General features: G+C 67.2%; 16 protein-coding genes and 1 pseudogene. 9 read left to right on the top strand and 8 right to left on the bottom strand.

Annotation, left to right across the window (positions count from 1 at the left end):
* Positions 1–3: 3 nt before the first annotated feature.
* From AC3WJI_RS15200 to AC3WJI_RS15180, 5 genes are all read right to left on the bottom strand, one after another.
* Positions 4–1,098, bottom strand: a complete 1,095-nt coding sequence (locus AC3WJI_RS15200; RefSeq protein ID WP_492758125.1) for an ATP-binding protein — start codon at positions 1,096–1,098, stop codon at positions 4–6.
* The gene (locus AC3WJI_RS15195) at positions 1,098–4,793 is read right to left on the bottom strand and encodes a DUF4132 domain-containing protein (RefSeq protein ID WP_492758124.1); all 3,696 of its coding nucleotides are present in this window, start codon (positions 4,791–4,793) and stop codon (positions 1,098–1,100) included. Before AC3WJI_RS15195 ends, AC3WJI_RS15200 begins: the two co-directional genes overlap by 1 nt.
* Positions 4,794–4,944: 151 nt before the next feature.
* Entirely contained in the window at positions 4,945–5,355 is a 411-nt protein-coding gene (locus tag AC3WJI_RS15190; protein WP_492758123.1) for an acyl-CoA thioesterase, read from the bottom strand.
* 108 nt (positions 5,356–5,463) lie between these two features.
* Entirely contained in the window at positions 5,464–6,552 is a 1,089-nt protein-coding gene (locus AC3WJI_RS15185; protein WP_492758122.1) for an NAD(P)/FAD-dependent oxidoreductase, read from the bottom strand.
* Complete coding sequence (locus AC3WJI_RS15180) at positions 6,549–7,496, bottom strand: alpha/beta fold hydrolase (RefSeq protein ID WP_492758121.1); 948 nt, start codon at positions 7,494–7,496, stop codon at positions 6,549–6,551. The genes AC3WJI_RS15185 and AC3WJI_RS15180 overlap by 4 nt, the downstream gene beginning before the upstream one ends.
* Before the next feature lie 49 nt (positions 7,497–7,545).
* Here AC3WJI_RS15180 and AC3WJI_RS15175 point away from each other — a divergent pair.
* From AC3WJI_RS15175 to AC3WJI_RS15140, 8 genes and pseudogenes are all read left to right on the top strand, one after another.
* Positions 7,546–7,894 (top strand): annotated as a pseudogene (locus AC3WJI_RS15175) (A24 family peptidase); the annotation flags it as partial.
* A gap of 380 nt (positions 7,895–8,274) precedes the next feature.
* Positions 8,275–9,303, top strand: coding sequence for a Flp pilus assembly protein CpaB (gene cpaB, locus AC3WJI_RS15170; protein WP_492758120.1), 1,029 nt, complete (start codon positions 8,275–8,277; stop codon positions 9,301–9,303).
* A 1-nt stretch (position 9,304) separates the two neighbouring features.
* Complete coding sequence (locus AC3WJI_RS15165; RefSeq protein WP_492758119.1) at positions 9,305–11,005, top strand: type II and III secretion system protein family protein; 1,701 nt, start codon at positions 9,305–9,307, stop codon at positions 11,003–11,005.
* An 18-nt stretch (positions 11,006–11,023) separates the two neighbouring features.
* Positions 11,024–11,647, top strand: a complete 624-nt coding sequence (locus tag AC3WJI_RS15160; protein WP_492758118.1) for a CpaD family pilus assembly lipoprotein — start codon at positions 11,024–11,026, stop codon at positions 11,645–11,647.
* Positions 11,644–12,924: a CpaE/TadZ family protein gene (locus AC3WJI_RS15155; protein WP_492758117.1), complete on the top strand. Its 1,281-nt coding sequence runs from the start codon at positions 11,644–11,646 to the stop codon at positions 12,922–12,924. Before AC3WJI_RS15160 ends, AC3WJI_RS15155 begins: the two co-directional genes overlap by 4 nt.
* 48 nt (positions 12,925–12,972) lie before the next feature.
* Complete coding sequence (locus AC3WJI_RS15150; RefSeq protein ID WP_492758116.1) at positions 12,973–13,947, top strand: type II secretion system F family protein; 975 nt, start codon at positions 12,973–12,975, stop codon at positions 13,945–13,947.
* Positions 13,948–13,951: 4 nt separating this feature from the next.
* Positions 13,952–14,944: a type II secretion system F family protein gene (locus tag AC3WJI_RS15145; protein ID WP_492758115.1), complete on the top strand. Its 993-nt coding sequence runs from the start codon at positions 13,952–13,954 to the stop codon at positions 14,942–14,944.
* 47 nt (positions 14,945–14,991) lie between these two features.
* Positions 14,992–15,270, top strand: coding sequence for a hypothetical protein (locus tag AC3WJI_RS15140; protein WP_492758114.1), 279 nt, complete (start codon positions 14,992–14,994; stop codon positions 15,268–15,270).
* A 169-nt stretch (positions 15,271–15,439) separates the two neighbouring features.
* On the opposite strand, the gene ppdK is transcribed toward AC3WJI_RS15140, so the two are convergent.
* The 3 genes from ppdK to AC3WJI_RS15125 all read right to left on the bottom strand — a co-directional run bounded on the left by ppdK (position 15,440) and on the right by AC3WJI_RS15125 (position 21,950).
* A complete protein-coding gene (gene ppdK, locus AC3WJI_RS15135) occupies positions 15,440–18,103 on the bottom strand; it encodes a pyruvate, phosphate dikinase (protein ID WP_492758113.1) in 2,664 nt (887 codons plus the stop codon).
* Between the two features lie 252 nt (positions 18,104–18,355).
* Entirely contained in the window at positions 18,356–20,827 is a 2,472-nt protein-coding gene (gene glyS / locus AC3WJI_RS15130; protein WP_492758112.1) for a glycine--tRNA ligase subunit beta, read from the bottom strand.
* Between the two features lie 229 nt (positions 20,828–21,056).
* Entirely contained in the window at positions 21,057–21,950 is an 894-nt protein-coding gene (locus tag AC3WJI_RS15125) for a glycine--tRNA ligase subunit alpha (protein ID WP_492758111.1), read from the bottom strand.
* A 66-nt stretch (positions 21,951–22,016) separates the two neighbouring features.
* Between AC3WJI_RS15125 and AC3WJI_RS15120 the strand changes: the two genes are divergently transcribed.
* Positions 22,017–22,892 carry a TraB/GumN family protein gene (locus AC3WJI_RS15120; RefSeq protein ID WP_492758110.1) on the top strand — a complete coding sequence of 292 codons (876 nt, stop codon included), beginning with the start codon at positions 22,017–22,019 and terminating at the stop codon, positions 22,890–22,892.
* The last annotated feature ends 39 nt before the right edge of the window (positions 22,893–22,931 follow it).

Here is a 22,931-nt window from a genome sequence, read left to right as displayed (position 1 = left end):
GCTTCAGCCGAGCTTGAGCGACCGCGCCGCCTGGTAGAATTCCTTCCACGCGCCCGAGCGGCCGGCGCGTTCCTTGACGATATGGTCGACATAGGCGCGCAGGCGCTTGCCGTCCTCGGGCGAATCCTTGAGCACGACGCCCTGGATCTGCCGCGCGACATGCGCGCCCGAGAGCCTGCCGTCGTCGAGATAGGCGGCCTCGAGCGCGGCGGCATGGAGCACGTTCACGGCCTCCGCCGTCGACATGACCGCGTCGGGCCGATTGAGGCTGGCGCCCTCGGCGGTGCGGCCGGTGCGCAGGTCCTGGAAGGTCCGCACCAGCACCTCCGCAACGTCGCGTTCACCCGACACCGCGACGCCGGCATGTCCCAGCCGCTCGCCGAGCTGCTTGAGCACCAGTTCGCGCTCGAATTCGGGATCGGCGATCGGGTGGACGGTCTCGAAGTTGAACCGCCGCTTGAGCGCGCTCGACATTTCGTGGACGCCGCGATCGCGCAGATTGGCCGTGGCGATGACGTTGAAGCCGGGCGCCGCGCTGGCCACCGCATCGGGGCGAAGCTCAGGAAGCGCGAGCGCCTTTTCGGAGAGGATCGAGATCAATGCGTCCTGCACTTCGGGCGGGCAGCGGGTGATCTCCTCGAAGCGGACGATCCGGCCGCTGCGCATCGCGTTGAGCACCGGCGAGGGCACCAGCGCACGCTCGCTCGGCCCCTCGGCGAGGAGCAGCGCATAGTTCCAGCCATAGCGGATATGGTCCTCGGTGGTGCCGGCCGAGCCCTGCACGACCAGCGCCGACGTGCCGCAGATCGCGGCGGCGAGGAGCTCGGAAAGCAGGGACTTGGCCGTCCCCGGCTCGCCCACCAGCATCAGTCCCTGCTGGCTCATCAGGCTGACGATCGCCCGGTCGGCCAGCGGATCGTCGCCATAGAATTTGCGCGATATCCCGGCCTTGGCATCGCCGAGCAGGAAGCGGCGCACCGCGCGCGGCGACAGCCGCCAGCCGGCCGGCCGGGGGAAAGTGTCGTCGGCCGCGAGCGTCGCCAGCTCGGCCGCGTAGCGCTGCTCCGCCGGCGGGCGGATCGCGTTGGTATCAGCCATCAGACATAGGCCTTTTTCTGCCACTCGGGATCGAAGCCCGTCCCCTTCTCGGCAATGTCATGCAGGTCGCGCCAGCACTCCGCAAGCAGGACCGGGGGCACGTCGCCCAGCGCGACCTGCCCCACGCCCGTGCCACCGCGCAGCTTGCGGAAGTGCATCGATTGCAGCGCGGTCGGCCGGTTCTCCTCGGGCAGCGGACTGCCGGTGAATTCGATCTCGGCAACCAGCCCCGCTTCGCGATGGGTCTTCTCATAGGTCAGGAACCAGCCGCCGTCCTGCGCCTGGCCGCGCTGATATCCGAGCTTCGTCGCAGCGCCGCGCAGCTTGAAGCTCTCGATCATCCAGCCTTCGCGATCGGCGATCGCGCGCGCCTCGGCCTGCCCGTCCGCCAGTTGCGGCAAGTCGCGGCCGAGCTGGTCGAACGGTGTTGCCACCGCATAATCGGCGAGATGCGTGCGCCACGCCGCGATCGTCGCCGCATCGAGCAGCGAGGAGTGTGCGAGCCGGATCTCGGCGAAGGCGCCAAGATCGACATCGGCGTCGGCGGCGTCGCTATGGCTGCCGTCGCCGAGCGGACGAAAACTGGCGACGGGCTGGCCCTCGGCATCGATTCCCTGCCACACCAGCCGCGCCGCGATCCGCCCGACGATCGGATGCCCGACGACGAAGGTCTCCCATTCGCCGCGGCTCCAGCTGCGCTGCAGACACATCGCCTCGTGCAGCCGCTCGATCTGCGCGGCGAGAACTTGCTTCACTTCCTTGCGCGCATTGGCGAGCTGCTTCTTCGCCGCTTCCACCGCGGGGCGCTCCTCGTCGACGCGCGGCCCCGGCAGCGCCTTCACTTCGCGGCCCTCGGCATTGAGGATCACGACGGCATCCTGTGCGTCGAGCTGGAGACGGTAGCTGCGATTCTCGCCGCAATCGAGTTCCTGCATGCCGTCGGCATCGAAGCCCGCGGTCGGGATGGTGCGGTCGGCGAGCTGGGCCGGACTCCAGCCATTGCGCTCGGCGACCTGCTCGACCAGCGCGGCGGCATGCGCCTGGACGCTGCGCTGCTTGGAGCGATTGGCAGCCGAGAGCAGCAATTGCAGTGCCGAGCCGGTCCCGATCGCGGCCAGCAGATCGAGCAGTGCCTTGGCCTGCGACGTGCGCGCGCCATGATCCTTGAGGAAGCCGCGGATGCGCTGGGCGGCGTCGGCGCCGTTGACCCGCGTCGCCAGCGCGAGCACGCCCTTGCTGTCGGCGGCGCTGCCCAGATAGGTCCCGGCCTTGGCGCGCTTGAGCTGCGCGAACAGCGCCGCGCGGTCGGTCGGCCAATAATCCGCGCTCTGCGGATATTGCCGCACATAGCTCAGATTCTGCCGCAGCGTCGCATCGACATGCTGCGCCGCATAGGCATTGGCCTCCTCGTCGGTCGGCGTGCGGGTGTCCTCCTCGATCCAGCCAGTCAGGATCATCCAGCCGAGCCGATGCGCATCCTCGGGCGACAAGCGATCGAGCCACAGATTGATCAGCGCATTGCCGCCCGGCTGCTTGAGCCGCGCAGCCAGCACCACCCACCATTCGGGCAGGATCGAGTCGACCGGCGTGCCGTCCTGCCAAGCGAGCGCCGGCAGGCGATCGAAGGGCAGCCAGTCGAGCCCCTTGGGCCGCGGCTTGGCGAGGCCCGTTCTCGCTTCCTTCACCAGCGTCGCATGGTCGAAATATTCGGAGACGTCCTCGCCAAGCCGATCGAGCGCAGTGATCATCGCGGCGCGGGCGAGATCGCTGCGCTCCTTGGCCAGCATCTTGCGGATCGCCGGGGCCTGGTCGCGCTCGCCGCGCGCCGCCAGCCAGTCCGCCGCCAGCGCGCGCGTTTCCTGACGTCCGTCCTGAAGTTGGAGCGCGATCGCGTCGCCGAGACCGGGCGTCTGCTGGAGCAGTGCCCGCGCCGTCTGGCGGAGCCGCGCCGAACTGTCGCTGGCGAGCAGCATCAGCGCGCCGCGATAGCGCTCCGGAAGCTTGGGAAACATCGCGAGCAGATCGAGCGCCGGCATGCGCTGCATCGTCTCGGCACCGCTTTGCGGCACCAGGCCCAGCGCCTCGTCGAGCTGGTCGAAACGCTGGCACAATACCGGCCAGAGCGAGATCTCGAGGTCGGGCAGCGGCCAATACCAAGTGCGCGTGAGATGCTCCTTGATATGGTCGTGCCCGCCGGCATCGCGCCATAGTTCGAGGACGGTCCGGATATCCGCGCCGTTGGCGAGGCGGTGCTGCACGGCCGCGCCGATCGGGCCGCTCCAATCGCCGAACAGCCCCTGGATGTGCCCGTTGCTCATCACCACCGCAATGCGGACGAGCTGGTACAGCGACAGACGCGGATCGTGCAGGAACGCGCTCAAGCCCGGGTCCTTGAGCTGGGGGAAGCGCAGCCAATCGACGGCGCGCGTATCGCGGTCGAGCTTGATCGGCTGCGACCCGCCGGCCAGTTGCGCCAGCCGATCGAGGTCGCCCGAATCCTTGGTGCTGTACTGCCGACTCCAGTGCCAGTGCTTCACTTGCTTGGCCTCGGCCCGCCCGGCGGAGAGCAGGTGATTGAACTCCGCAAGCACCGGTGCCAGCAGCTGCAATGCCTCGCGCGACACCGGGCTCGGCTGGGGCAGCGGCTCGGGAGGCGGGAGCGCGACCCAGCTGCCGTCGACCGCGGTATAGCCCTGCGGGCCGTCGATCTGCCAGGGCGACGGCTTGTCCGCGCCGGCACCCGATGCGGGTGCCACGGCCATCGATATTCGGTCGAGCGCGGCCAGCACCTTGGGCGCGCTTTCCGCCGCACGCCACTCGGCCATCAGCGGCGCGGCCGCGTCGCCCATTGCTGCCGCCGCGACCTCGACCAGCATGGCCTTGCGCGCGGGCGGCGCCGTGTCGAACTGCGCGCGAAACGCCGCGACGAGCATTTCCCGATCGGCACCGGTGAGCGCCTGCCGCGCGGCGGTGCGTGCCTTCTTGGAAGGTCCCGTCGCGCCATCGAGCAGCAGGTCGAGATAGGCAGCGTGAAGCTCGAACCGGCCGATCGCCGCGGCGAGCTCCGCTCGCACCTCGGCGGCGAGGCCGGGAAGCGCTGCGTGGATCGCGTCGCGCGCCTCCGCCAGCCATTCGGCGACGCCTGCGAACCGGTCCACGCTGTTGGTCGAAGTATAATTCGCCGGATCGCGCGAGAAAAGGATGTCGAGCATCGCGGCGGTTTTGTCACCGCTCTGCTCCGCCAGGGCGCTTAGCGTTGCGATCGGCTGGTCCTTGCGGCCATAGCCGAGCCAGATCGTCACCACATGGCGGAGCCAATCGGGCGACTTGGCGGTACCGAAATAGCCGTAATTGTAGGTGATCGGCTGAAGCGCCGCGACCGCATCGCCCATCCTCCGCATCTGATCGATGCGCCAGTTTGCGAGCGTCGTGAATACTTTGGCATCGTCGCGGGGAGGATAGCTTTGGGCGCGTTGTTGCCACGCGGTGCGCGCCGCATTGCCCTGCAGCGTCGAGAGCACCGACGAATTGTCGCCCTGGATGACGAAGCGCGCGATTTGCGCGGCCAGCGCCGGCGTTGCCTTGTCGAGCGCCTTGAAGTGATCGGTGATCCTGCCGGCCGGCGGCCCGGAATCGCCCGCTATGCTTTCCGGAAGGCCGAGGCCCTGTCGCAGCCTGCTCAGAAACCCCGCCATCGATCCCCCCTGCTTCGCCTCTTAGCTAGCGGGGTTTCGCGCGCGCAGCCACCGCCGTTCTTCCCGAGAACAAGGCGGCGTATCGCTCAGGTGCGACATGCGTGTGAACATCGGCGAGCTGGTGGCCAGACCGCCCGTAGGCGCGTGTGGACTAGTCGTCGGTCTTGGCGAAGAAATGATCGATGACGTTCTGCGCCAGCCGCGCAGGCCGCAGCGTCTCGGCATCGAGGCAGCACCAGCTCGACTTGACCTCGGCCAGCACTTCGGTGCCGCGCTTGATCACGGTCTCATAAAAGGCACGCGCGCCCTGCACCTTTTCGAGCAGGACCGTCGCGACGACATCGTCGTCAAGAAACGCCGGGCGGCGATAGGTGATCTCGTGCTTGAGCGCGACCCAGAGATGCTGCGCGACTGCATCGGGCGGGGCAATGCCGCGCCAGTGGCTGATCACCGCTTCCTGCACCCATTTCAAATAGCTGGCATTGTTGACGTGCCCCATGAAATCGATGTCCTCGTGAGCGACGTCGATCGGGAATTGATAGGGGCGCGCAGTACCTTGCATGGGCAGTGAAGCTATCATCGGACGCGATTCGCAGCGAGGGAAATCGGCTCGAAGCCGCAGAAATCCTCGGCTTTGCCGCAGAACGCGCTTTCCGTAGCGGAAGGCGGCCTAGGCGGCGAACCGCTCGGGCGAATAGCGTGCCGGATCGATATGCGCGACTTCCGCGCCGGGCGAACGGCCCAGCAGCGCGGCCGCGGCCAGCTTCGCCGCGGCGGGCGCAGTCTGGATGCCGAAGCCGCCCTGCCCCGCGCACCAAAACAGGCCGTCGACCACCGGATCGAAGCCATAAACCGGCAGCCGATCGGGCGCGAAGCTGCGCAGTCCCGCCCATTTGTGCTCCAGCCCGGCGACGCGCCAGTCGACGACGTGCTCGAAGCGGTCGATCGCGAGCGCGACGTCGAGCTCCTCGGGCGCGGCATCGCACGGGTCGCTTGGCGTCTCGTCATGCGGACTCAGCCACAGCCGCCCGCTCCCCTCGGGCTTGAAGTAGAAGCTGCCGCCGATATGCGCCACGTGCGGACAGTGCGGCGGCGGCGCAGGGTCGGTCCGCAACTGGAGCATAGTTCGGCGATAGGGCTGGATGCCGAGCGGCGTCGCCCCCGCCAGCGCCGCGACGCGATCGGCCCAGGCGCCGGCGGCGTTGACCAGGATGTCGGCCTCGAAGGGCCCGGCGCGGGTGTCGAGCAGCCAACGACCTTCGGCGCGAACCGCACGCTCCAGCCCGGCCGACGTGACGAGTTCCGCGCCCGCGCGTCGCGCTGCGGCGAGATAGGCCGCGTGGAGGCCGCCGACATCGATATATTCGCAGCTCGGCTCGAAGACGCCGAGCGTCCATACGGGACGCAGCCCCGGCAGCGTCTCGCGCGGATCGACTGCGCTGAGCACGACCCCCGAACCTTCGAATTTCGCGAGAAAGCCCTGGATCTGCCGCTCCTCACTCACGCGACCGATGTGCAGCGAGCCGAGCGGTTCGAGAAAGCCCCCCTCTTTGAGGAACGGCCCCGACGCAGTGGTCAGCGGCTGCACGTCGGGCCCGCCATAGGTCTCCGACCAAAAGGCCGCCGATCGCCCGGTGGCGTGATAGCCCGGCGCGTCCTCGGCTTCGAGCAGCAGCACGCGCGCGTGGGGCGCGAGCTCGGCGGCGAGGCTCGCCCCGGCAATCCCCGCACCGACGATCGCGACGTCCCAGCGGGTCACGCCTGCGGCGCTCGCTTCGCCAGGAATGCGTCGATTTCGGTCAAAGCGCGATCGCGGACGGGATCGACTTCGCGGAGGATCTCGTGCGCGCTTTCCTTGCCGAAGCGGACGAGCTGGGCATCGGGCAGCCGCGGCGCGAGCGCGAGCGCGGCCCGCCCGTCGATCAGCCCGTCGCGCTCGGCGACAAGCATCAGCGTCGGCACGCGCATCGCCTCCAGCCGCGGATCGGCGGCGAGTTCGCGGATCGAGCGGAAGCCTTCGATCACCCAGCGCCAGCTCGGCGGGCCGGTGAGGATCGACGGATCGTGGGTCTGCCACCAGATCTCGTCGGCGTAGCGATCGGGATCATGGGTCAGCAACGAGGCCCGGGTCTCGGTGGTATAGGGCTTCTCGTTCCCCTTCCACGCCGGACGCGACGGATCGCCGAGGCCGCCGAGCAGGTTCGCGGCGCGCTCCGCGAACGGGCCGAAGATTCCGGGCCTGAACCCCAGCATCGGCGCGACGAGAACCGCGGCATCAGGCGCGATTACGCCCTCGACGAGCGCGCGCAGCACCAGATGCCCGCCCATCGAATGGCCCATCGCGATGCGGGGGCCGGGATTGGTCGCTGACCAGGCAGTCCAGAAGTCGCGGAGGTCCTGGATGTAATGGGCATAATTCTCGATATGCCCGCAATTCCCGGCCTGGGTCAGCCGCCCGGAGCCGCCCTGCCCGCGCCAGTCGAACGACGTGATGTTCCAGCCCGCTGCATGCCAGTGCGCGAAGGTCTCGATATATTTCTCAAAGACGTCGCCGCGCCCGCCCTGGAAGAGGATCGAGCCGCGCGCCGGCGCCTGTTCGGCCCGCCATTCGAACACCCGGTGCTCCCAACCGTCCGGGGCGGCCCAACGATCGATACGCGCTCCGTCGGGATAGGCGCGACGGTCTATACGGGAAGTTGCCATACGGCGTGGTTACGTTTTGATAAGCCATCCCGTCTAGGTCTGAGGCGGGATGGGGAACGTCTTTCTTACCTTGCTGCTGGGCGCGCTCGGCCTGCTCCTGGTCTCGGCCGGGATTGAGGATGCGCGTTCGCGCAACATCGCCAATTGGAAGAATGCCGTCATCGCGCTGCTCGCGCCGCTCTGGTGGTGGGCCAACGGACTGGCTTTGTGGCCGGACATCGCGGTCCAGCTCGGCATCGCCAGCCTGGTCTTCGCCTTCTTCGTCGGCGCGTTCGCGATCGGGCAGATGGGCGGGGGTGACGTCAAATTGATCGGCGCGCTGGCGCTGTGGCTCCCCGGACAGCCGCTGGTCTGGATGCTGATGCTGATGTCGCTCGTCGGCGGCGTGCTGACCGCGGTGATGGTGGCGGAACGCTGGACGCAGCTTCGCGGCGGCCTTCGCGGCCTGCCATGGCGGACGATCGTCCCGCTCGTTGTCGGCGTCGCTGCTTTGGTCGCGCTTGGCTGGGCCGGCTGGCCGCATGTGCTGACACTTCTGGCCGGGCGCCCGCTGACCGCCGCATGCATCCTGCTCGGATTGCTCACTGCGATCGGAATCGGACTGGTCTTCGGGATGCGTGCGGCACGGCGCGGCGGCATCTTGCCGGAGACGCCGTACGGCGTGGCGATCGCGATTTCGACGCTGCTCGTTCTTCGCGAACCGATTTTTAACCAGTTTACGTGATGCTTAACGCCGGCGCTCTTAACCGGCCATGTTATTGAAAAGGCTTGAAGCGAAATGGATGCACGCAAGCTCATTCTGCTCGTAGGCGCGCTCGTCGTGGCCGCGGTGACCGCATTCATGGCGCGCAGCCTCGTGCTCGGCACGCCCGCGCCCACCGCGGCGGCGATCCCGGCTGCCGTGCAGCCGCAGAACACCACCGAGGTGATGGTCGCGACGCGCGAACTCCCCGTGGGGACGATCCTCGATGCCACGTCGTTCAAGTACGTCGCCTGGCCGAAGGAGCTCGTCGAAGGCGCCTATTACATCAAGGGCGAGTCGGAGCCGGCCAAGCTGCAGGGCACCGTCGTCCGTTTCGCGATTCCCGCCGGCCAGCCGATCACCCAGGGTGCGCTGGTCAAGCCGGGCGACCGCGGCTTCCTCGCCGCTGCGCTCGGGCCCGGCATGCGTGCCGTCACGGTTCCGGTGTCGGCGCAGGGCGCCAACGTTTCGGGCTTCGTCTTCCCGGGCGATCGCATCGACCTGGTCCTGACCCAGACGGTCACCGGCGGCGGCGATGGTCCCCCGCTCAAGGCTTCGGAGACGATCATGCGCAACCTGCGCGTGCTCGCCACCGACCAGAAGACCGACAAGCAGACCGACGACAAGGGCAACACCGTCGTCAGCACCTTCTCGACCGTCACCGTCGAGGCGACTCCCAAGATCGCCGAGAAGCTCGCCGTCGCGCAGACGCTCGGTTCGCTCTCGCTGTCGCTGCGCTCGATCGCCGACAATCAGGGCGAGCTCGAGGAAGCGATCGCCAGCGGCGAAGTCGACGTGCCCGCCGACGGCGATCCGAAAAAGGAAAAGGAAATGCTGGCCCGCGCCGCCGCGCGTCCGACGGAAGGCCGTGGCGGCTTCGCCACCGGCGCCGACGTTTCGCGCTTCCAGCGCAGCACGGTGCCCGGCCGCGCCGAGGATCACATGCCGAAGGTCACGACCGACGGCACGGGGGCAGTCGTCGCAGTGGTCCAGAAAAAGGGGCCCGTGGTCAATGTTGCTCGCGGCAACAGCGTGACCGAAGTCGAGGTCGGGGGTAAGAACTAAGATGCGCACCAAGACACTCCTCAACCGGGCGCTCGGCGCCACGGTGATGGCGGCGATGGCGATGAGCCTGCCTGCCGAAGTGATTGCCCAATCGCGCCAGAAGGCGCGCGTGGCGAACCTGCCGGTCGGCGCTCAGCGCCCGACCAGCGAGGTCCTGCTGTCGATCGGCCAGGGCGAGCTGGTCACCCTGCCCGCCAATGTCACCAACGTGTGGACGTCGAACCCGTCGGTGGCCGACGTCTATGTTGCCAATCCGCGCCAGATCCACTTGTTCGGCAAGGATTTCGGCGAAGCGACCGTCTTCGCCACCACCGCGAGCGGCAGCGTGGTCTATTCGACCAACGTTCGCGTCGCGCAGAACATCACGTCGATCGACCGCATGATGAAGGCGGCAATGCCCGACGCGGACATCAAGGTCACCACCGTGGGGCAGCTCGCGGTGCTGACCGGGACCGTCGCCTCGCCCGACGATAGCGAGCAGGCCCAGCGCCTCGTGCTCGCCGCGCTCAACCCGGGGGTCAACATCTCCGATCCGGCGGCGCAGCTGAAGATCCCGGTTATCAACCGCCTCAAGACGGCGACGCCGCTCCAGGTCAATCTGCAGGTGCGCTTCGCCGAGGTGAGCCGCAGCTTCGTCAAGGATGTCGGCGTCAACCTCGCCACCCGCGACCAGACCAGTGGCTTCAACTTCGGCGTTGCATCGGGCGCGCGCGTGCCCGGTACGATCGGCACGCCCAATCTCGCCAATCTGCCGATCCTCGACGCCTCGTCGCGTTTCGGCTTCCCGGCGGGCACGATCCGGCTGCCGTTCGATCCGCAGCGCGGCGACTTCGTCTATCCGGGTACCGGCTCGACCTACAATGTCACCAAGGGCGACAAGTTCAGCACGCTCGGCCTGGCCGGCAAGCTGCTCGGGCTCGACATTCTCGGCGCGCTCGATCTCGGCGAGCGGATCGGCCAGGTGACGACGCTCACTAACCCCAATCTTACCGCGCTCTCGGGCGAGACCAGCACTTTCCTTGCCGGCGGCGAGATCCCGATCCTGGTGAGCCAGGGCCTCGGCGCGATCTCGGTCGAGTACAAGCCCTACGGCGTCAGTCTCGCCTACACGCCGACGGTATTGTCCGACGGCCGTATCTCGCTGCGGGTGCGCCCTGAAGTTTCGTCGCTGAGCACTGCGGGCGCGGTCACGCTGGGCGGCAACACCGTCTTCGCGCTGTCGACGCGACGCGCGGAGACCACGGTCGAGCTCGGCTCTGGCGAGAGCATGGTGATCGGCGGCCTGCTGCAGAACAGCCACGACAATTCGATCGACAAGACCCCCGGGCTCGGCGACGTGCCCGTCCTCGGCGCACTGTTCCGCTCGAACAGCTTCCGCCGCAACGAGACCGAACTGGTGATCGTGATCACCCCGTATCTGGTCAAGCCGGTCAACGCGAACCAGATCGTGCTACCGACCGACGGCTATAAGGCGCCGGACGATTTCGAGCGGCTGATCGGCGGCGACCTCGTCGGCAACAAGTCGAGCGGCGAACGTCCCAAGCCGATGATGGCACCGTCGGGCAGCGCGACGCCGACCGTGGGCGCCTTCGCGCCCGGGCCCGCCGCGCCGTTCACTCCCGCTCCGCCGCCCGCAAAGGCTGCGCCCGTAGCTTCGCGGCCGAAAAAGGGTGGCACCGCCGCCCCCGGCTTCGGCTTCTGATGTCCTGAGGAGATCGCAATGTTGTCGCGCTTCACTCCCCTCCTCCTCGCTCCCGCGCTGCTGCTCAGCGCGTGCGGGACCTATAATGGCGGCGTCGAATCGGTCTATCAGCCGGTCGTCGAGCGGAACGACTATGTGTTCGACGTCCAGACGGCAGGCTATGCCCTCGCGCCCGGCGAAGGCCAAAGGCTCGCCGGCTGGCTGAGCTCGATGGGCCTGCGCTACGGCGACCGCATCGCGATCGACGATGGCGGCCGCGGTACCGGCGGGCGCGACGAGATCGCTGCCCAGGCCAATCGCTACGGGATCATGCTCTCCGACCAGGCGCCGGTCACCGTCGGCCAGATCGCGCCCGGCACCGTACGCGTCGTGGTCACGCGGATGACCGCCAGCGTGCCCAACTGTCCCGACCATTCGCGCGACTACACGCCCGATTGGTCGCAGAGCACCACTTCCAATTACGGCTGCGCGATCAACAGCAACCTCGCCGCTATGGTCGCCGATCCGGCCGATCTCGTCCGCGGCGTCAGCGGCTCGCCGCTGAGCGATCCGGCCAGCGGCAACAAGGCGATCAACGCATTCCGCGGCGCGAAGCCGAGCGGCAGCGGCGGCACCGAAGTGAAGTCGGGAGGCAATAAGTGAACGCGCCCTTCAATCCCTCGCGGACCGCGCATCGCGAGCCGTTCATCGCGTTCGTCTGCGACGAGGCCACCGCCGAGGCGCTGCGCCCGATCGCCGTCGAGCTCGGCTGGTCGCCCGAAAAGGTCAACAAGGGGGGCTTGCGCAACGCGGTCCAGACCCTGTCGGTCTCGGCGAGCCCGAACGTCCTGTTCGTCGATCTCTCGGAGTCGGGCGATCCGCTCAATGACATCAACGCGCTGGCCGAAGTCTGCGAGCCCGGCACGATCGTGATCGCATCGGGCCAGGTCAACGACGTCCGCCTCTATCGCGACCTCGTCGCGAGCGGCATCCACGACTATCTGCTCAAGCCGCTCAACCCAGACGCGCTACGCGACACCTTTGCGCACGCCCAGTCGGCGCTCAACGCTCCCAAGCAGGCGGAAGCCGGCAGCGATGTGCCGCATTGCGCGGTCGCCGTCATCGGCACCCGTGGCGGCTGCGGTGCTTCGACCATCGCGACGTCGCTCGCCTGGTCGCTCAGCGAGAAGCATGTCCGCACCACCGCTTTGCTCGACCTCGATGTCCATTTCGGCACCGGCGCACTGGCGCTCGACCTCGAGCCGGGCCGCGGCCTGACCGACGCGATCGAGAATCCGAGCCGCATCGACGGACTGTTCATCGAACGCGCGATGGTCAAGGCATCCGACCGCCTCGCCGTGCTCTCGGCCGAGGCACCGATCAACGCGCCGGTTCTCACCGACGGCGCCGCTTTCTACCAGCTGCAGGAGGAGATGCGCAGTGCGTTCGAATGCACTGTCGTCGATCTGCCCCGCAACATGCTGGTCAACCATCCGCATCTGATCACCGATATCCAGGTGGCGGTGCTGGTGACCGAGCTGACGCTCGCCGCTGCGCGCGACGCGATCCGCATCCTCAGCTGGTTCAAGTCGAATGCGCCGCAGACACAGGTCATCGTCGTCGCCAACAAGGTCCAGCCCCAGGCGGTGCTCGAGATCAGCCGCAAGGACTTCGAAGGCTCGATCGAACGCAAGATCGACGTGCTGATTCCGTTCGAGCAGAAAGTCGCCGCGCAGGCCGCCAAGCTCGGCAAGCCGCTAGCCGAGGCGGGGAAGTCGACCAAGTCGCTGGCGCCGTTGGGCGATCTCGCGCGCCGGATCACCGCGATCACCGACTCGGGCGAGCGCGACGACAAGTCCGCGACGCCGGCCAAGGGATCGAAGGGCAGCTCATTGCTCGACAAGATCAAGGTCAAGATGCCGTCAAAGGCGAAGAAGTAACCCATCCGCGCCTGACGGGCGCGGGTTTATGTTCGGAGGCGGGTCGGCGTGGAATTGCTGCCGGTTTTGATGCTTGGTGGGGGCACCTTCCTGGTGCTCGCGCTGATGGTGCTCGCTTTCTCGGGCCCGTCGACGGCGCGTGCTAGCTCGCGCCGCCTCGCCGGCGTGCGCGAGCGTCATGCCGCCAGCGGCGCAGTGGCGATGGAGGCGCAAATCCGCCGCGTCACGACCAAGAACGCGACCGGCATGGACCTTGCGGCCTCGCGCTTCCTGCCCAATCCCGCCTTGCTCCAGAAGCGCCTCAACATGACCGGCAAGAACTGGACGCTGAGCCAGTATACGATGGTCTCGCTCGGCCTCATCATCGTCCCCGCCGCTCTGCTCTATCTCAAGGGCGCACCGGTCTGGCTGGCGCTGTTCCTCGGACTGTTCGTCGGCGTCGGCCTTCCGCATAAGGCGGTGAGCTTCTTCATCAAGCGGCGCATCACCAAGTTCACGGCGAAATTCCCGGACGCGATCGAGTTGCTCGTCCGCGGCCTGCGCTCTGGCCTGCCGATCACCGAGACGATGGGCGTGGTCGGCCAGGAAGTCGCCGGGCCGGTCGGCGAGGAATTCCGCGCGGTTTCGGACAAGATGAAGATCGGCCGCACGCTCGACGCCGCGCTGCAGGAGACTGCGGACCGCCTCGGCACGCCCGAATTCCAGTTCTTCACGATCACCATCGCGATCCAGCGAGAGACCGGCGGCAATCTGGCCGAGACGCTGTCCAACCTCGCCGAGGTGCTGCGCAAGCGCGCGCAGATGAAGCTCAAGATCAAGGCGATGTCGTCGGAATCCAAGGCGTCGGCGCTGATCGTCGGCTCGCTGCCCTTCATCGTGTTCGGTCTCGTCTGGTTCATCAACAACAATTACATGCTCAACTTCTTCAAGGATGAGCGGTTGATGGTCGCCGGCGGTGGCGGGCTGATCTGGATGAGCCTCGGCGCCTTCATCATGGCCAAGATGGTCAATTTCGAGATCTGATGCGATGACCACGCCCACCGGCCCCACTCTGCTCGGCGTCGACGTCCTTTACGTCGCAACTTTCCTCAGCGCGATAGCCGCTGCGGCGGTGATCTTCGCAATCTATACCGCGACCACGGTGCGCGATCCGATGGCCAAGCGCGTCAAGGCGCTCAACGATCGCCGCGAACAGCTCAAGGCAGGCATCACTGCCTCGACCTCGAAGCGCCGCGCCAAGCTCGTCCAGAAGAACGAGACGACCGATCGGATCCGCTCGCTGCTCTCCTCGATGAAGGTGCTGCAGGAGAGCCAGATCAAGGTCGCGCAAACCAAGCTGCTCCAGGCCGGCATCCGCTCGAAGGAATGGGCGGTCGCGGTGATCTTCGGGCGGCTGGTGCTGCCGATCGTGATCGGCATGCCGATCCTGTACATGGTCTACGGCACCGATGCGGTCGCCGAATGGGGCCCGATGAAGAAATATGGCCTCGTCGCGATGGGCTTCATCCTGAGCTACAAGGCGCCCGACATCTATCTCAAGAACAAGATCACCAAGCGCAGCCACGCGATCCGCAAGGGCCTTCCCGACGCGCTCGACCTGCTGGTGATCTGCGCCGAGGCGGGCCTGACCGTCGACGCGGCCTTCGCCCGCGTGTCGCGCGAGCTGGGCAAGGCCTATCCCGAGCTCGGCGAGGAATTCTCGCTGACCGCGATCGAACTGGGCTTCCTCACCGATCGCCGCCAGGCGTTCGAGAACCTCGCCAACCGCATCGATCTCGACGCGATCCGCGGCGTGGTGACGACGATGATCCAGACCGAGAAATACGGCACGCCGCTCGCCTCGGCGCTGCGCGTGCTCTCGGCCGAATTCCGCAACGAGCGGATGATGCGCGCGGAGGAAAAGGCCGCCCGCCTGCCCGCGATCATGACCGTGCCGCTGATCCTGTTCATCCTGCCGGTGCTGTTCATCGTCATCCTCGGCCCCGCGGCCTGCTCGATCAATGACGCGCTGTTGAAATAAATCGCGGTTCGATCGTTACGGTGGCATCGGCCACTGGAGATCGTGCGATGCAGGGACTGCCTTTCGACACCACCACGCAACTCGTTGCCTTGGCAATCACGCTCGTGGCCGGGTTCTTCTTCGGGCTCGCCGCCCGATCGGGCCGCAGCAAGTGGCGCGACCGGTACCACGACGAGGAACTGCGCCACCGCACCTATCGCGACGAGACCGGCGCCGAACTCCGCGAAGCCCAGCGCCGGCTGCGCGAGCTCGAGACCGAGAATGCTCGCCTACGCGCCGCGACGGGCACGGTGGTGGCGCCGCCGCGCGTCGTCGATCCGTATTGATCCGCCATGCGTGCCCCTGCGGAAGCAGGAGCACTAGATTGTACCGACGCCGCCAACTCGTTAGCTGTTCCCCGGCGAAGGCCGGGGCCCAGTTGCACGGTCGTCGAGAGGGTGTCCGACCGCACCGGGTTCGCCGATACTGGGCCCCGGCCTTCGCCGGGGAACAGCTCTATTTTGCCCGCAAAGCCGCCTGCGCCGCGGCCAGCCGGGCGATCGGCACGCGGTATGGCGAGGCCGAGACGTAATCGAGCCCGGTCTCCTCGCAGAACGCGATCGACGCCGGATCGCCGCCATGCTCGCCGCAAATGCCGAGCTTGATGCCCGAACGCGTCGCCCTGCCCCGCTCGGCCGCCAGCGCGATCAGCTCGCCGACGCCCTCGACATCCAGGCTGACGAAGGGGTCGCGCGCGTAGATGCCCTTTTCGACATAGGTCGTAAGGAAGCGCGCCGCATCGTCCCGCGAGACGCCGAGCGTGGTCTGGGTCAGGTCGTTGGTGCCGAAGCTGAAGAACTCGCCGACCTCGGCGATCTCGCCCGCACGCAGCGCGGCGCGTGGCAGCTCGATCATCGTGCCAACGAGATATTCGATCCGGCGGCCCTTCTCGGCGAACACGGCCTCGGCCGCCTTGTCGACGACGACCTTCATCAGCTCGAGCTCGCGCCGCGTGGCGACCAGCGGGATCATCACTTCGGGGATCGGCGCCGCGCCCGACTTCTCCGCGACGAGCACCGCCGCCTCGAAGATCGCGCGCGCCTGCATCTCGTAGATTTCGGGATAGGTCACCCCGAGCCGGCAGCCGCGATGGCCGAGCATCGGGTTGAACTCGTGGAGTTCGGCGGCGCGGCGGCGCAAGGTCTCGACGTCGATATCGGCTGCCTTGGCGACTTCCTCGAACTCGGCTTCCTCGTGCGGCAGGAATTCGTGGAGCGGCGGATCGAGCAGGCGGATCGTGCAGGGCAGCCCGGCCATGGCCTCGAAGATCTCGACGAAATCGCTGCGCTGCTCGGGGAGGAGCTTGTCGAGCGCGGCGCGGCGGCCCTTCTCGTCGCTGGCGAGGATCATCTGGCGCACCGCGGTGATCCGCGCGCCGTCAAAGAACATATGCTCGGTGCGGCACAGCCCGATGCCCTCGGCGCCGAACTCGCGCGCGGTGCGGCAGTCGAGCGGGGTCTCGGCATTGGCGCGGACCTTCAAGCGGCGCTTGGCGTCGGCCCATTCCATCAAGGTGCCGAAATCGCCCGACAGCTCGGGCTGGACCGTCGGCACCGCGCCGAACATCACTTCGCCGGTGGTGCCGTCGATTGTGATCGTGTCGCCCTCGCGGACTTCGCGTCCGCCGACGCGCATCACCTTCTCGCGGGCAACGATCGCGAGCGTCCCCGCCCCCGACACGCATGGGCGGCCCATGCCGCGCGCGACCACCGCGGCGTGGCTGGTCATCCCGCCGCGCGCGGTCAGGATGCCCTTGGCGGCGTGCATGCCGTGAATATCCTCGGGGCTGGTCTCGACGCGGATCAGGATCACGCTGTCACCCGCCGCGGCGCGCTTCTCGGCAGTGTCGCTGTCGAACACCGCCTTGCCCGAAGCGGCGCCCGGCGAGGCGGGCAGCCCCTTGGTCAGCACGTCACGCGCCGCCTTGGGATCGAGCGTCGGGTGGAGCAACTGATCGAGCGCCATCGGATCGACGCGAAGGATCGCCTCCTCCTGGCTGATCAGCCCTTCGTTCGCCATGTCGACCGCGATCTTGAGCGCCGCCTTGGCGGTGCGCTTGCCGCTGCGCGTCTGGAGCATCCAAAGCTTGCCGCGCTCGACGGTGAACTCGATGTCCTGCATGTCGCGGTAATGCGTCTCGAGCGTCTCGAACACGCTGGCGAGCTGGGCATAGACCTCGGGCATCGCCTCTTCCATCGACAGCGGCTTGGCGCCCGCCGCCTCGCGCGCCGCGCGGGTGAGATATTGCGGGGTGCGGATTCCGGCGACGACGTCCTCGCCCTGCGCGTTGATCAGGAACTCGCCATAATAGGCATTGTCGCCCTTGGCCGGATCGCGGGTGAACGCCACCCCCGTCGCCGACGTCTCGCCCATATTGCCGAACACCATCGCCTGGACGTTGACCGCGGTGCCCCAATCGCCGGGGATGTCGTTGAGGCGGCGATAGACCTTGGCGCGCTCGGATTGCCAGGAGCCGAACACCGCGCCGATCGCGCCCCAGAGCTGGTCGTGGACGTCCTGCGGAAAGGGCTTGGACCACAATTCCTCGACGATGCTCTTGTATTCGGCGACGAGCTTCTGCCAGTCCTTGGCGCTCAGCTCGGTGTCGAGATTATAGCCGTTGTCTTCCTTGGCGATCTCGAGCGCTTCCTCGAAGCGGCCGTGATCGAGCCCGAGCACGACGTCCGAATACATCTGGATGAAGCGGCGATAGCTGTCCCAGGCGAAGCGATCGTCGCCGCTGACCTGGGCGAGCCCCTGCACGGTCTCGTCGTTGAGGCCGAGATTGAGCACGGTATCCATCATGCCCGGCATCGACACGCGCGCGCCGCTGCGCACCGAGACGAGAAGCGGATCGGCGGCATCGCCGAATTTCTTGCCGGTGACGGCTTCGATATGCGCGACGCCGGTGGCGACTTCGGCCTTGAGGCTGTCGGGGAAGCTCTCGCCCTGTTCGTAATAGAGCGCGCAGACCGGAGTGCTGATCGTGAAGCCGGGGGGGACCGGCAGGCCGATGCCGGCCATGCCGTCGAGATTGGCGCCCTTGCCGCCGAGCAAATTCTTGTCGCCGTTGCCGCCGTCCGAAACCCCGCCGCCGAAGCGGTACACGTACTGCGTCATCCCTGATCCTTATGCTGGAGGCGGCGCCCCGGGACGAAACGCGCCTATCGCGACTGCGAACAACGCGGAAGTGCTGATCGCGTTGTCACATTTTCGTGCGTCAGCATTGCCAACTTTGGGGTTGGGTTTCGGCGCACGTCGCAACTTCGAGCCAAGATGCTCAATTCGGGCCGAAAAACATGCCGGCATTGGCGTTATGACCGCAATTTCGGCCGGCTGAAGTTGCGAAAGTTGCGGCTTCGGATGCGACGATCAGCCCTCAATTTGCGAGAAGTCGGCGACCTTGTGCACTGCATCACGCATGCGCGCGAGCAGATCGAGGCGGGACTCTCGCTTGGCCGGGTCGGGATCATTGACCGTCACCTTGTCGAAGAACGCATCGATCGGCGCGCGCAACGTGGCGAGCGCCGCCATCGCGCCTTCGAAATCCTCGCGCACGATCGCGGCCGCGGCAATGGGTTCGGCCGAATCGAGCGCCTCGATCAGCGACTGTTCCTCAGGAAGGGGCGTGTAGGAAAGTTCTTTTTTCGTTCTCCCGTTCTCCTCCGAAAGCAGGAGCCCAGCGCCACTGGATCCCGACCCATGCTGGGCTCCTGCTTTCGCAGGAGCACCGGTGGGCCAGCCTTCCTTCTTGAGGATGTTCGCGGCGCGCTTGTAGCCGGCGAGGAGGTTCTTGCCGTCCTCGGTGGTGACGAAGGCCTGGAGCGCGTGGACGCGGGCGAGGAGGCGGACGAGATCGTCCTCGCCGCCGAGCGCGAAGACCGCGTCGATCAGGTCGTGGCGGACTCCGGCCTCGCGCTGCTGGACCTTGAGGCGGTCGGCGAAAAAGTCGAGCAAATGAGCATGGAGCGCGCCGTCACCCTCAATCACCTTGCCGAGGTTTGGAACCATGGCATGGGTGACGATGTCATGCTCGAAGTTTGATCTGTTCAAGATCGCCAGAGCGACTTGAGGATCTGCAGCCTCATCCGCAGCGGCGAGCCTCACTTCGATTGCAGCCGTCTCGCCCTTCATCGCCACAGAATCAGCCTTAATTCGCGTGCTTAAGGTCTCGATCGCGATACTTGCCCAGGCCCTAACTAGCGGCTGGAACGAGTAGCGAAGGTTTGCGCTGTGCTGGATCGTCAGCGTCCCAAGCGCTGCTCGCCGCAAAGCGAATGGGTCACGAGACCCGCTTGGGAACTGTTCGATGAGGAAAAAAGCGAAAAGCGTATCCAGCTTATCCGCCAAACTCACCGCCACTGTCACTGGCGCAGTGGGGACCGCATCCCCCTGCCCGACCGGCTTGTAGTGATCGCGCACCGCCTCGGCGACCTGCGGGTCCTCACCCTGCGCGGCGGCGTAATAGCCGCCGATCAGGCCCTGGAGCTCGGGGAACTCGCCGACCATGCCGGTGACGAGATCGGCCTTGGCGAGGCGCGCGGCGCGTTCGGCGAGGGCGGCGAGCTTTTCCCGATCCTCCCCGGAACGGGGAGGGGGACCGTCCGCAGGACGGTGGAGGGGGCTATCCGCAGAGGATGTCGCTTGTGGCGCTCCCCCTCCACCATCGCTTCGCGATGGTCCCCCTCCCCGTTCCGGGGAGGATCTTACAATCCCCTCCTCCACCAGCCACCGCGCGAGCTTCGCCACGCGGTCGACCTTGTCGGCCACCGTCCCCAATTTCTCGTGGAAGACGATCTTTTCGAGCTTGGGCTGCAGGTCCTCGAGCCGCGTCTTGAGATCGGTATCGTAGAAGAAGCGCGCATCGCTCAGCCGCGCGGCGAGGACCTTCTGGTTGCCCTCGACGATCTTGGCGCCGCCATCGGCCGCGTCCACGTTGGCGGTGCAGACGAAGGCGTTGGCGAGCTTGCCCGCGCTGTCGCGGCAGACGAAGTATTTCTGGTTTACCCGCGCAGTCAGCTGAATGACCTCGGGCGGCACTTCCAGAAACGCTTCGTCGAACCGCCCGAGCAAAGGCACCGGCCATTCGGTGAGCCCGGCATTCTCGAACAGCAGGCCCTCGTCCTCGACCAGGCTGAACCCGGCCTTCTGCGCGGCGAGCTTGGCGCCGACCGCGATGATCGCGCGGCGCTCGGCGCCGTCGACCACGACGTGGCAGGCGCGGAGCTTCTCGACATAGTCGTTGGCCGAGCCGATGGTGATCACGCCCGGATGGTGGAAGCGGTGGCCGACGGTCTGCGCGCCGCTTTGCAGCCCGGCGACTTCGACCGGCACGAGCTTGTCGCCGAGCAAGGCGACGATCCCCTGCAGCGGACGGACCCAGCGCAGGCTTTCGGTCGAGGTCGAGGCCGCGCCCCAGCGCATCGACTTGGGCCAGGCGAAGCTGTGAACCGCATGGGTGACCGCGCTGGCGAGCACCGAGCCGGCGGCGATCCCGGGGCGCTCGATGACCGCGAACAGCACCTGATTGCCCTTGCCGTCGTCGCGCGCGACGAGCTGGTCGCGGGTGAGACCGGTCGAGCGGAGGAAACCCTGGAGCGCGGCGTCGGGCGCATCGGCGCGCGGGCCCTTGCGCTCCTCGGTCGCCGCGGTGGTGGTCTCGGCGACGCCGCGGACGATCAGCGCCAGGCGGCGCGGGGTGGCGAAGCTCTCGATGCGCTCGAACGGCAGGTTGAGCGCCTTGAGCCGCGTCTCGAACAACGCCGCGAGATCGGTGCGCGCCTTTTCCTGCATCCGCGCGGGGATTTCTTCGGAGCGCAGCTCGAGGAGGAAGTCTTCGGTCATTTCGATTCACGCAAAGGCGCAAAGGCGCGAAGAGAAGAAGGCGTTTGCGCGCAGAGGCGCAGAGGACGCAGAGACGTCGCCCGCCGCACCGGCTCGCGCCAGCGAGACGCCGGATTTCTGTCGAAGCTGAATGGAAGCCGCTCCGCGGCATTCGAGGACCGCACCCTCTGCGTCCTCTGCGCCTCTGCGCGAACCATCTTCGCGTCTTCGCGGCTTTGCGTGCACGGCATCATACCGTCCACTCCGGATATTTCTCGGCCCAGGCGGGCGCCATGTGTTCGATCCACGCGGCGCAACTGCCCTTGGCGAGGTCGCGGACGCGGCCGATATAGGCCTGGCGCTCGGCGACCGAGATGACGCCGCGGGCCTGGAGCAGGTTGAACAAATGGCTCGCCTCGATCGCCTGCTCGTAGGCGGCGATGGGGACGCCCTGGCCGAGGCAGTTCTCGCATTCGGCCATCGCCTTGCGGAAGCCCTCGAACAAGGTCTCGGTGTCGGCGATCTCGAAATTGTATTTGGACATCTGCTTCTCGTTCTCGAGAAACACGTCGCCGTAGGTCACGCCACTGTCGTTGAAGGCGAGATCGTACACGCTGTCCTTGTTCTGGATGTACATCGCCAACCGCTCGAGCCCGTAGGTCAGCTCGCCGGCGACGGGTTTGCAGTCGAACCCGCCCATCTGCTGGAAATAGGTGAACTGGGTGACTTCCATGCCATCGCACCAGACTTCCCAGCCCAGGCCCCAGGCGCCGAGCGTCGGGCTCTCCCAATCGTCCTCGACGAAGCGGATGTCGTGGCGGGTGAAGTCGACGCCGATCGCGGCGAGGCTGCCGAGATAGAGCGCCTGCAGGTCGGGCGGGCTCGGCTTCAGGATGACCTGATACTGGTAATAATGCTGGAGGCGGTTGGGGTTCTCGCCATAGCGGCCGTCGGTGGGGCGGCGGCAGGGCTGGACGAAGGCGGCGTTCCACGGCTCGGGGCCGAGCGCGCGCAGCGTCGTCGCCGGGTGGAAGGTGCCCGCGCCCATCCGCATGTCATAGGGCTGGAGGATCACGCAGCCGCGCTCGCTCCAATAGTCATGGAGCTTCAGGATCATTCGCTGGAAGCTGAGAGGTTCGGCCATATGCGCGGTGCTTTGGCGCGCCCTGCTTGCATTGACAAGGTGCCTGCGATCGCCTCTGTCGCGGCGATGCGGAAGATCGGGCTCGGATTGGCGCTGCTGGCGCTTTGCGGTTGTCAGGCGAAGCCGGCGGCGAACGATGCCGATCCGGCTTTGTGGGTGGTCAGGGACGCCGACACGACGATCTACCTGTTCGGCACGGTCCACATGCTCAAGCCGGGGGTCGCCTGGTTCGACGACGGCGTCAAAAAGGCGTTCGACGCGAGCGACGAACTCGTGCTCGAGCTGGTGATGCCGCCCGACTCTGAGATGCAGGCGCTGGTGAGCGAGCTCGGCATGACCGCCGACGGCCCGGCGCTGCCCGATCAATTGCCCGCCGCCGAGGCCGCGAAGTTCCGCGCGGCGCTTCCCGAGATGGGGCTGGCGCCCGACGCGCTCGACCATGCCGAGCCCTGGCTGGCGGCAACTCTGCTCTCCTCGGCGCCGCTGCGCCGGCTCGGTTATGACGACAAGGACGGTGCCGAGGCGGTGCTGAGCGCGGCGGCAAAGGCCGCGGGCAAGAAGGTAGAGGGGCTCGAGACTGCGCGCGAGCAGCTCGGCTATTTCGATCGCCTGCCGATGGCGGCGCAGCGCACGATGCTGATCGACACGCTCGACGATTTGCCCGAAGCCGGCGCGACGATCGACAAGATGGTGGCGCGGTGGAGCGCGGGCGATGCCGACGGGATCGCGCGGCTGATGAACGAGGATCTCAGCCGCTCGCCCGAGCTCGCCGACGCGCTGCTCGCCCAGCGCAACAAGAAGTGGGCCGACTGGCTGGCGCAGCGGATGCAGGCGCCGGGCACGGTGTTCGTCGCGGTCGGTGCCGGCCACCTCGCCGGAAGCGCCGCGGTGCAGGCAGAGCTGGCCAAGCGCGGGCTCAAGGCTGAGCGGGTGAAGTACTAACTCTTCGAACACCCCTCCCTGCAAGGGAGGGGCTGGGGG

Source organism: Sphingomonas sp. FW306-1B-B10E (genome assembly GCF_058782005.1).
Note: the sequence above shows the minus strand (reverse complement) of the source record. Positions and strands in the feature narration are given on the sequence as shown.

Bases quoted from the DNA above. Each gene is read 5' to 3' on its own strand.
- glyS (WP_492758112.1), bottom strand. From the start codon at position 20,827: ATGACCGAAGACTTCCTCCTCGAGCTGCGCTCCGAAGAAATCCCCGCG.
- AC3WJI_RS15120 (WP_492758110.1), top strand. From the start codon at position 22,017: ATGCGGAAGATCGGGCTCGGATTGGCGCTGCTGGCGCTTTGCGGTTGT.
- AC3WJI_RS15145 (WP_492758115.1), top strand. From the start codon at position 13,952: ATGACCACGCCCACCGGCCCCACTCTGCTCGGCGTCGACGTCCTTTAC.
- AC3WJI_RS15200 (WP_492758125.1), bottom strand. From the start codon at position 1,098: ATGGCTGATACCAACGCGATCCGCCCGCCGGCGGAGCAGCGCTACGCG.
- AC3WJI_RS15160 (WP_492758118.1), top strand. From the start codon at position 11,024: ATGTTGTCGCGCTTCACTCCCCTCCTCCTCGCTCCCGCGCTGCTGCTC.
- AC3WJI_RS15165 (WP_492758119.1), top strand. From the start codon at position 9,305: ATGCGCACCAAGACACTCCTCAACCGGGCGCTCGGCGCCACGGTGATG.
- AC3WJI_RS15140 (WP_492758114.1), top strand. From the start codon at position 14,992: ATGCAGGGACTGCCTTTCGACACCACCACGCAACTCGTTGCCTTGGCA.
- AC3WJI_RS15180 (WP_492758121.1), bottom strand. From the start codon at position 7,496: ATGGCAACTTCCCGTATAGACCGTCGCGCCTATCCCGACGGAGCGCGT.
- ppdK (WP_492758113.1), bottom strand. From the start codon at position 18,103: ATGACGCAGTACGTGTACCGCTTCGGCGGCGGGGTTTCGGACGGCGGC.
- AC3WJI_RS15195 (WP_492758124.1), bottom strand. From the start codon at position 4,793: ATGGCGGGGTTTCTGAGCAGGCTGCGACAGGGCCTCGGCCTTCCGGAA.
- cpaB (WP_492758120.1), top strand. From the start codon at position 8,275: ATGGATGCACGCAAGCTCATTCTGCTCGTAGGCGCGCTCGTCGTGGCC.
- AC3WJI_RS15190 (WP_492758123.1), bottom strand. From the start codon at position 5,355: ATGCAAGGTACTGCGCGCCCCTATCAATTCCCGATCGACGTCGCTCAC.
- AC3WJI_RS15125 (WP_492758111.1), bottom strand. From the start codon at position 21,950: ATGGCCGAACCTCTCAGCTTCCAGCGAATGATCCTGAAGCTCCATGAC.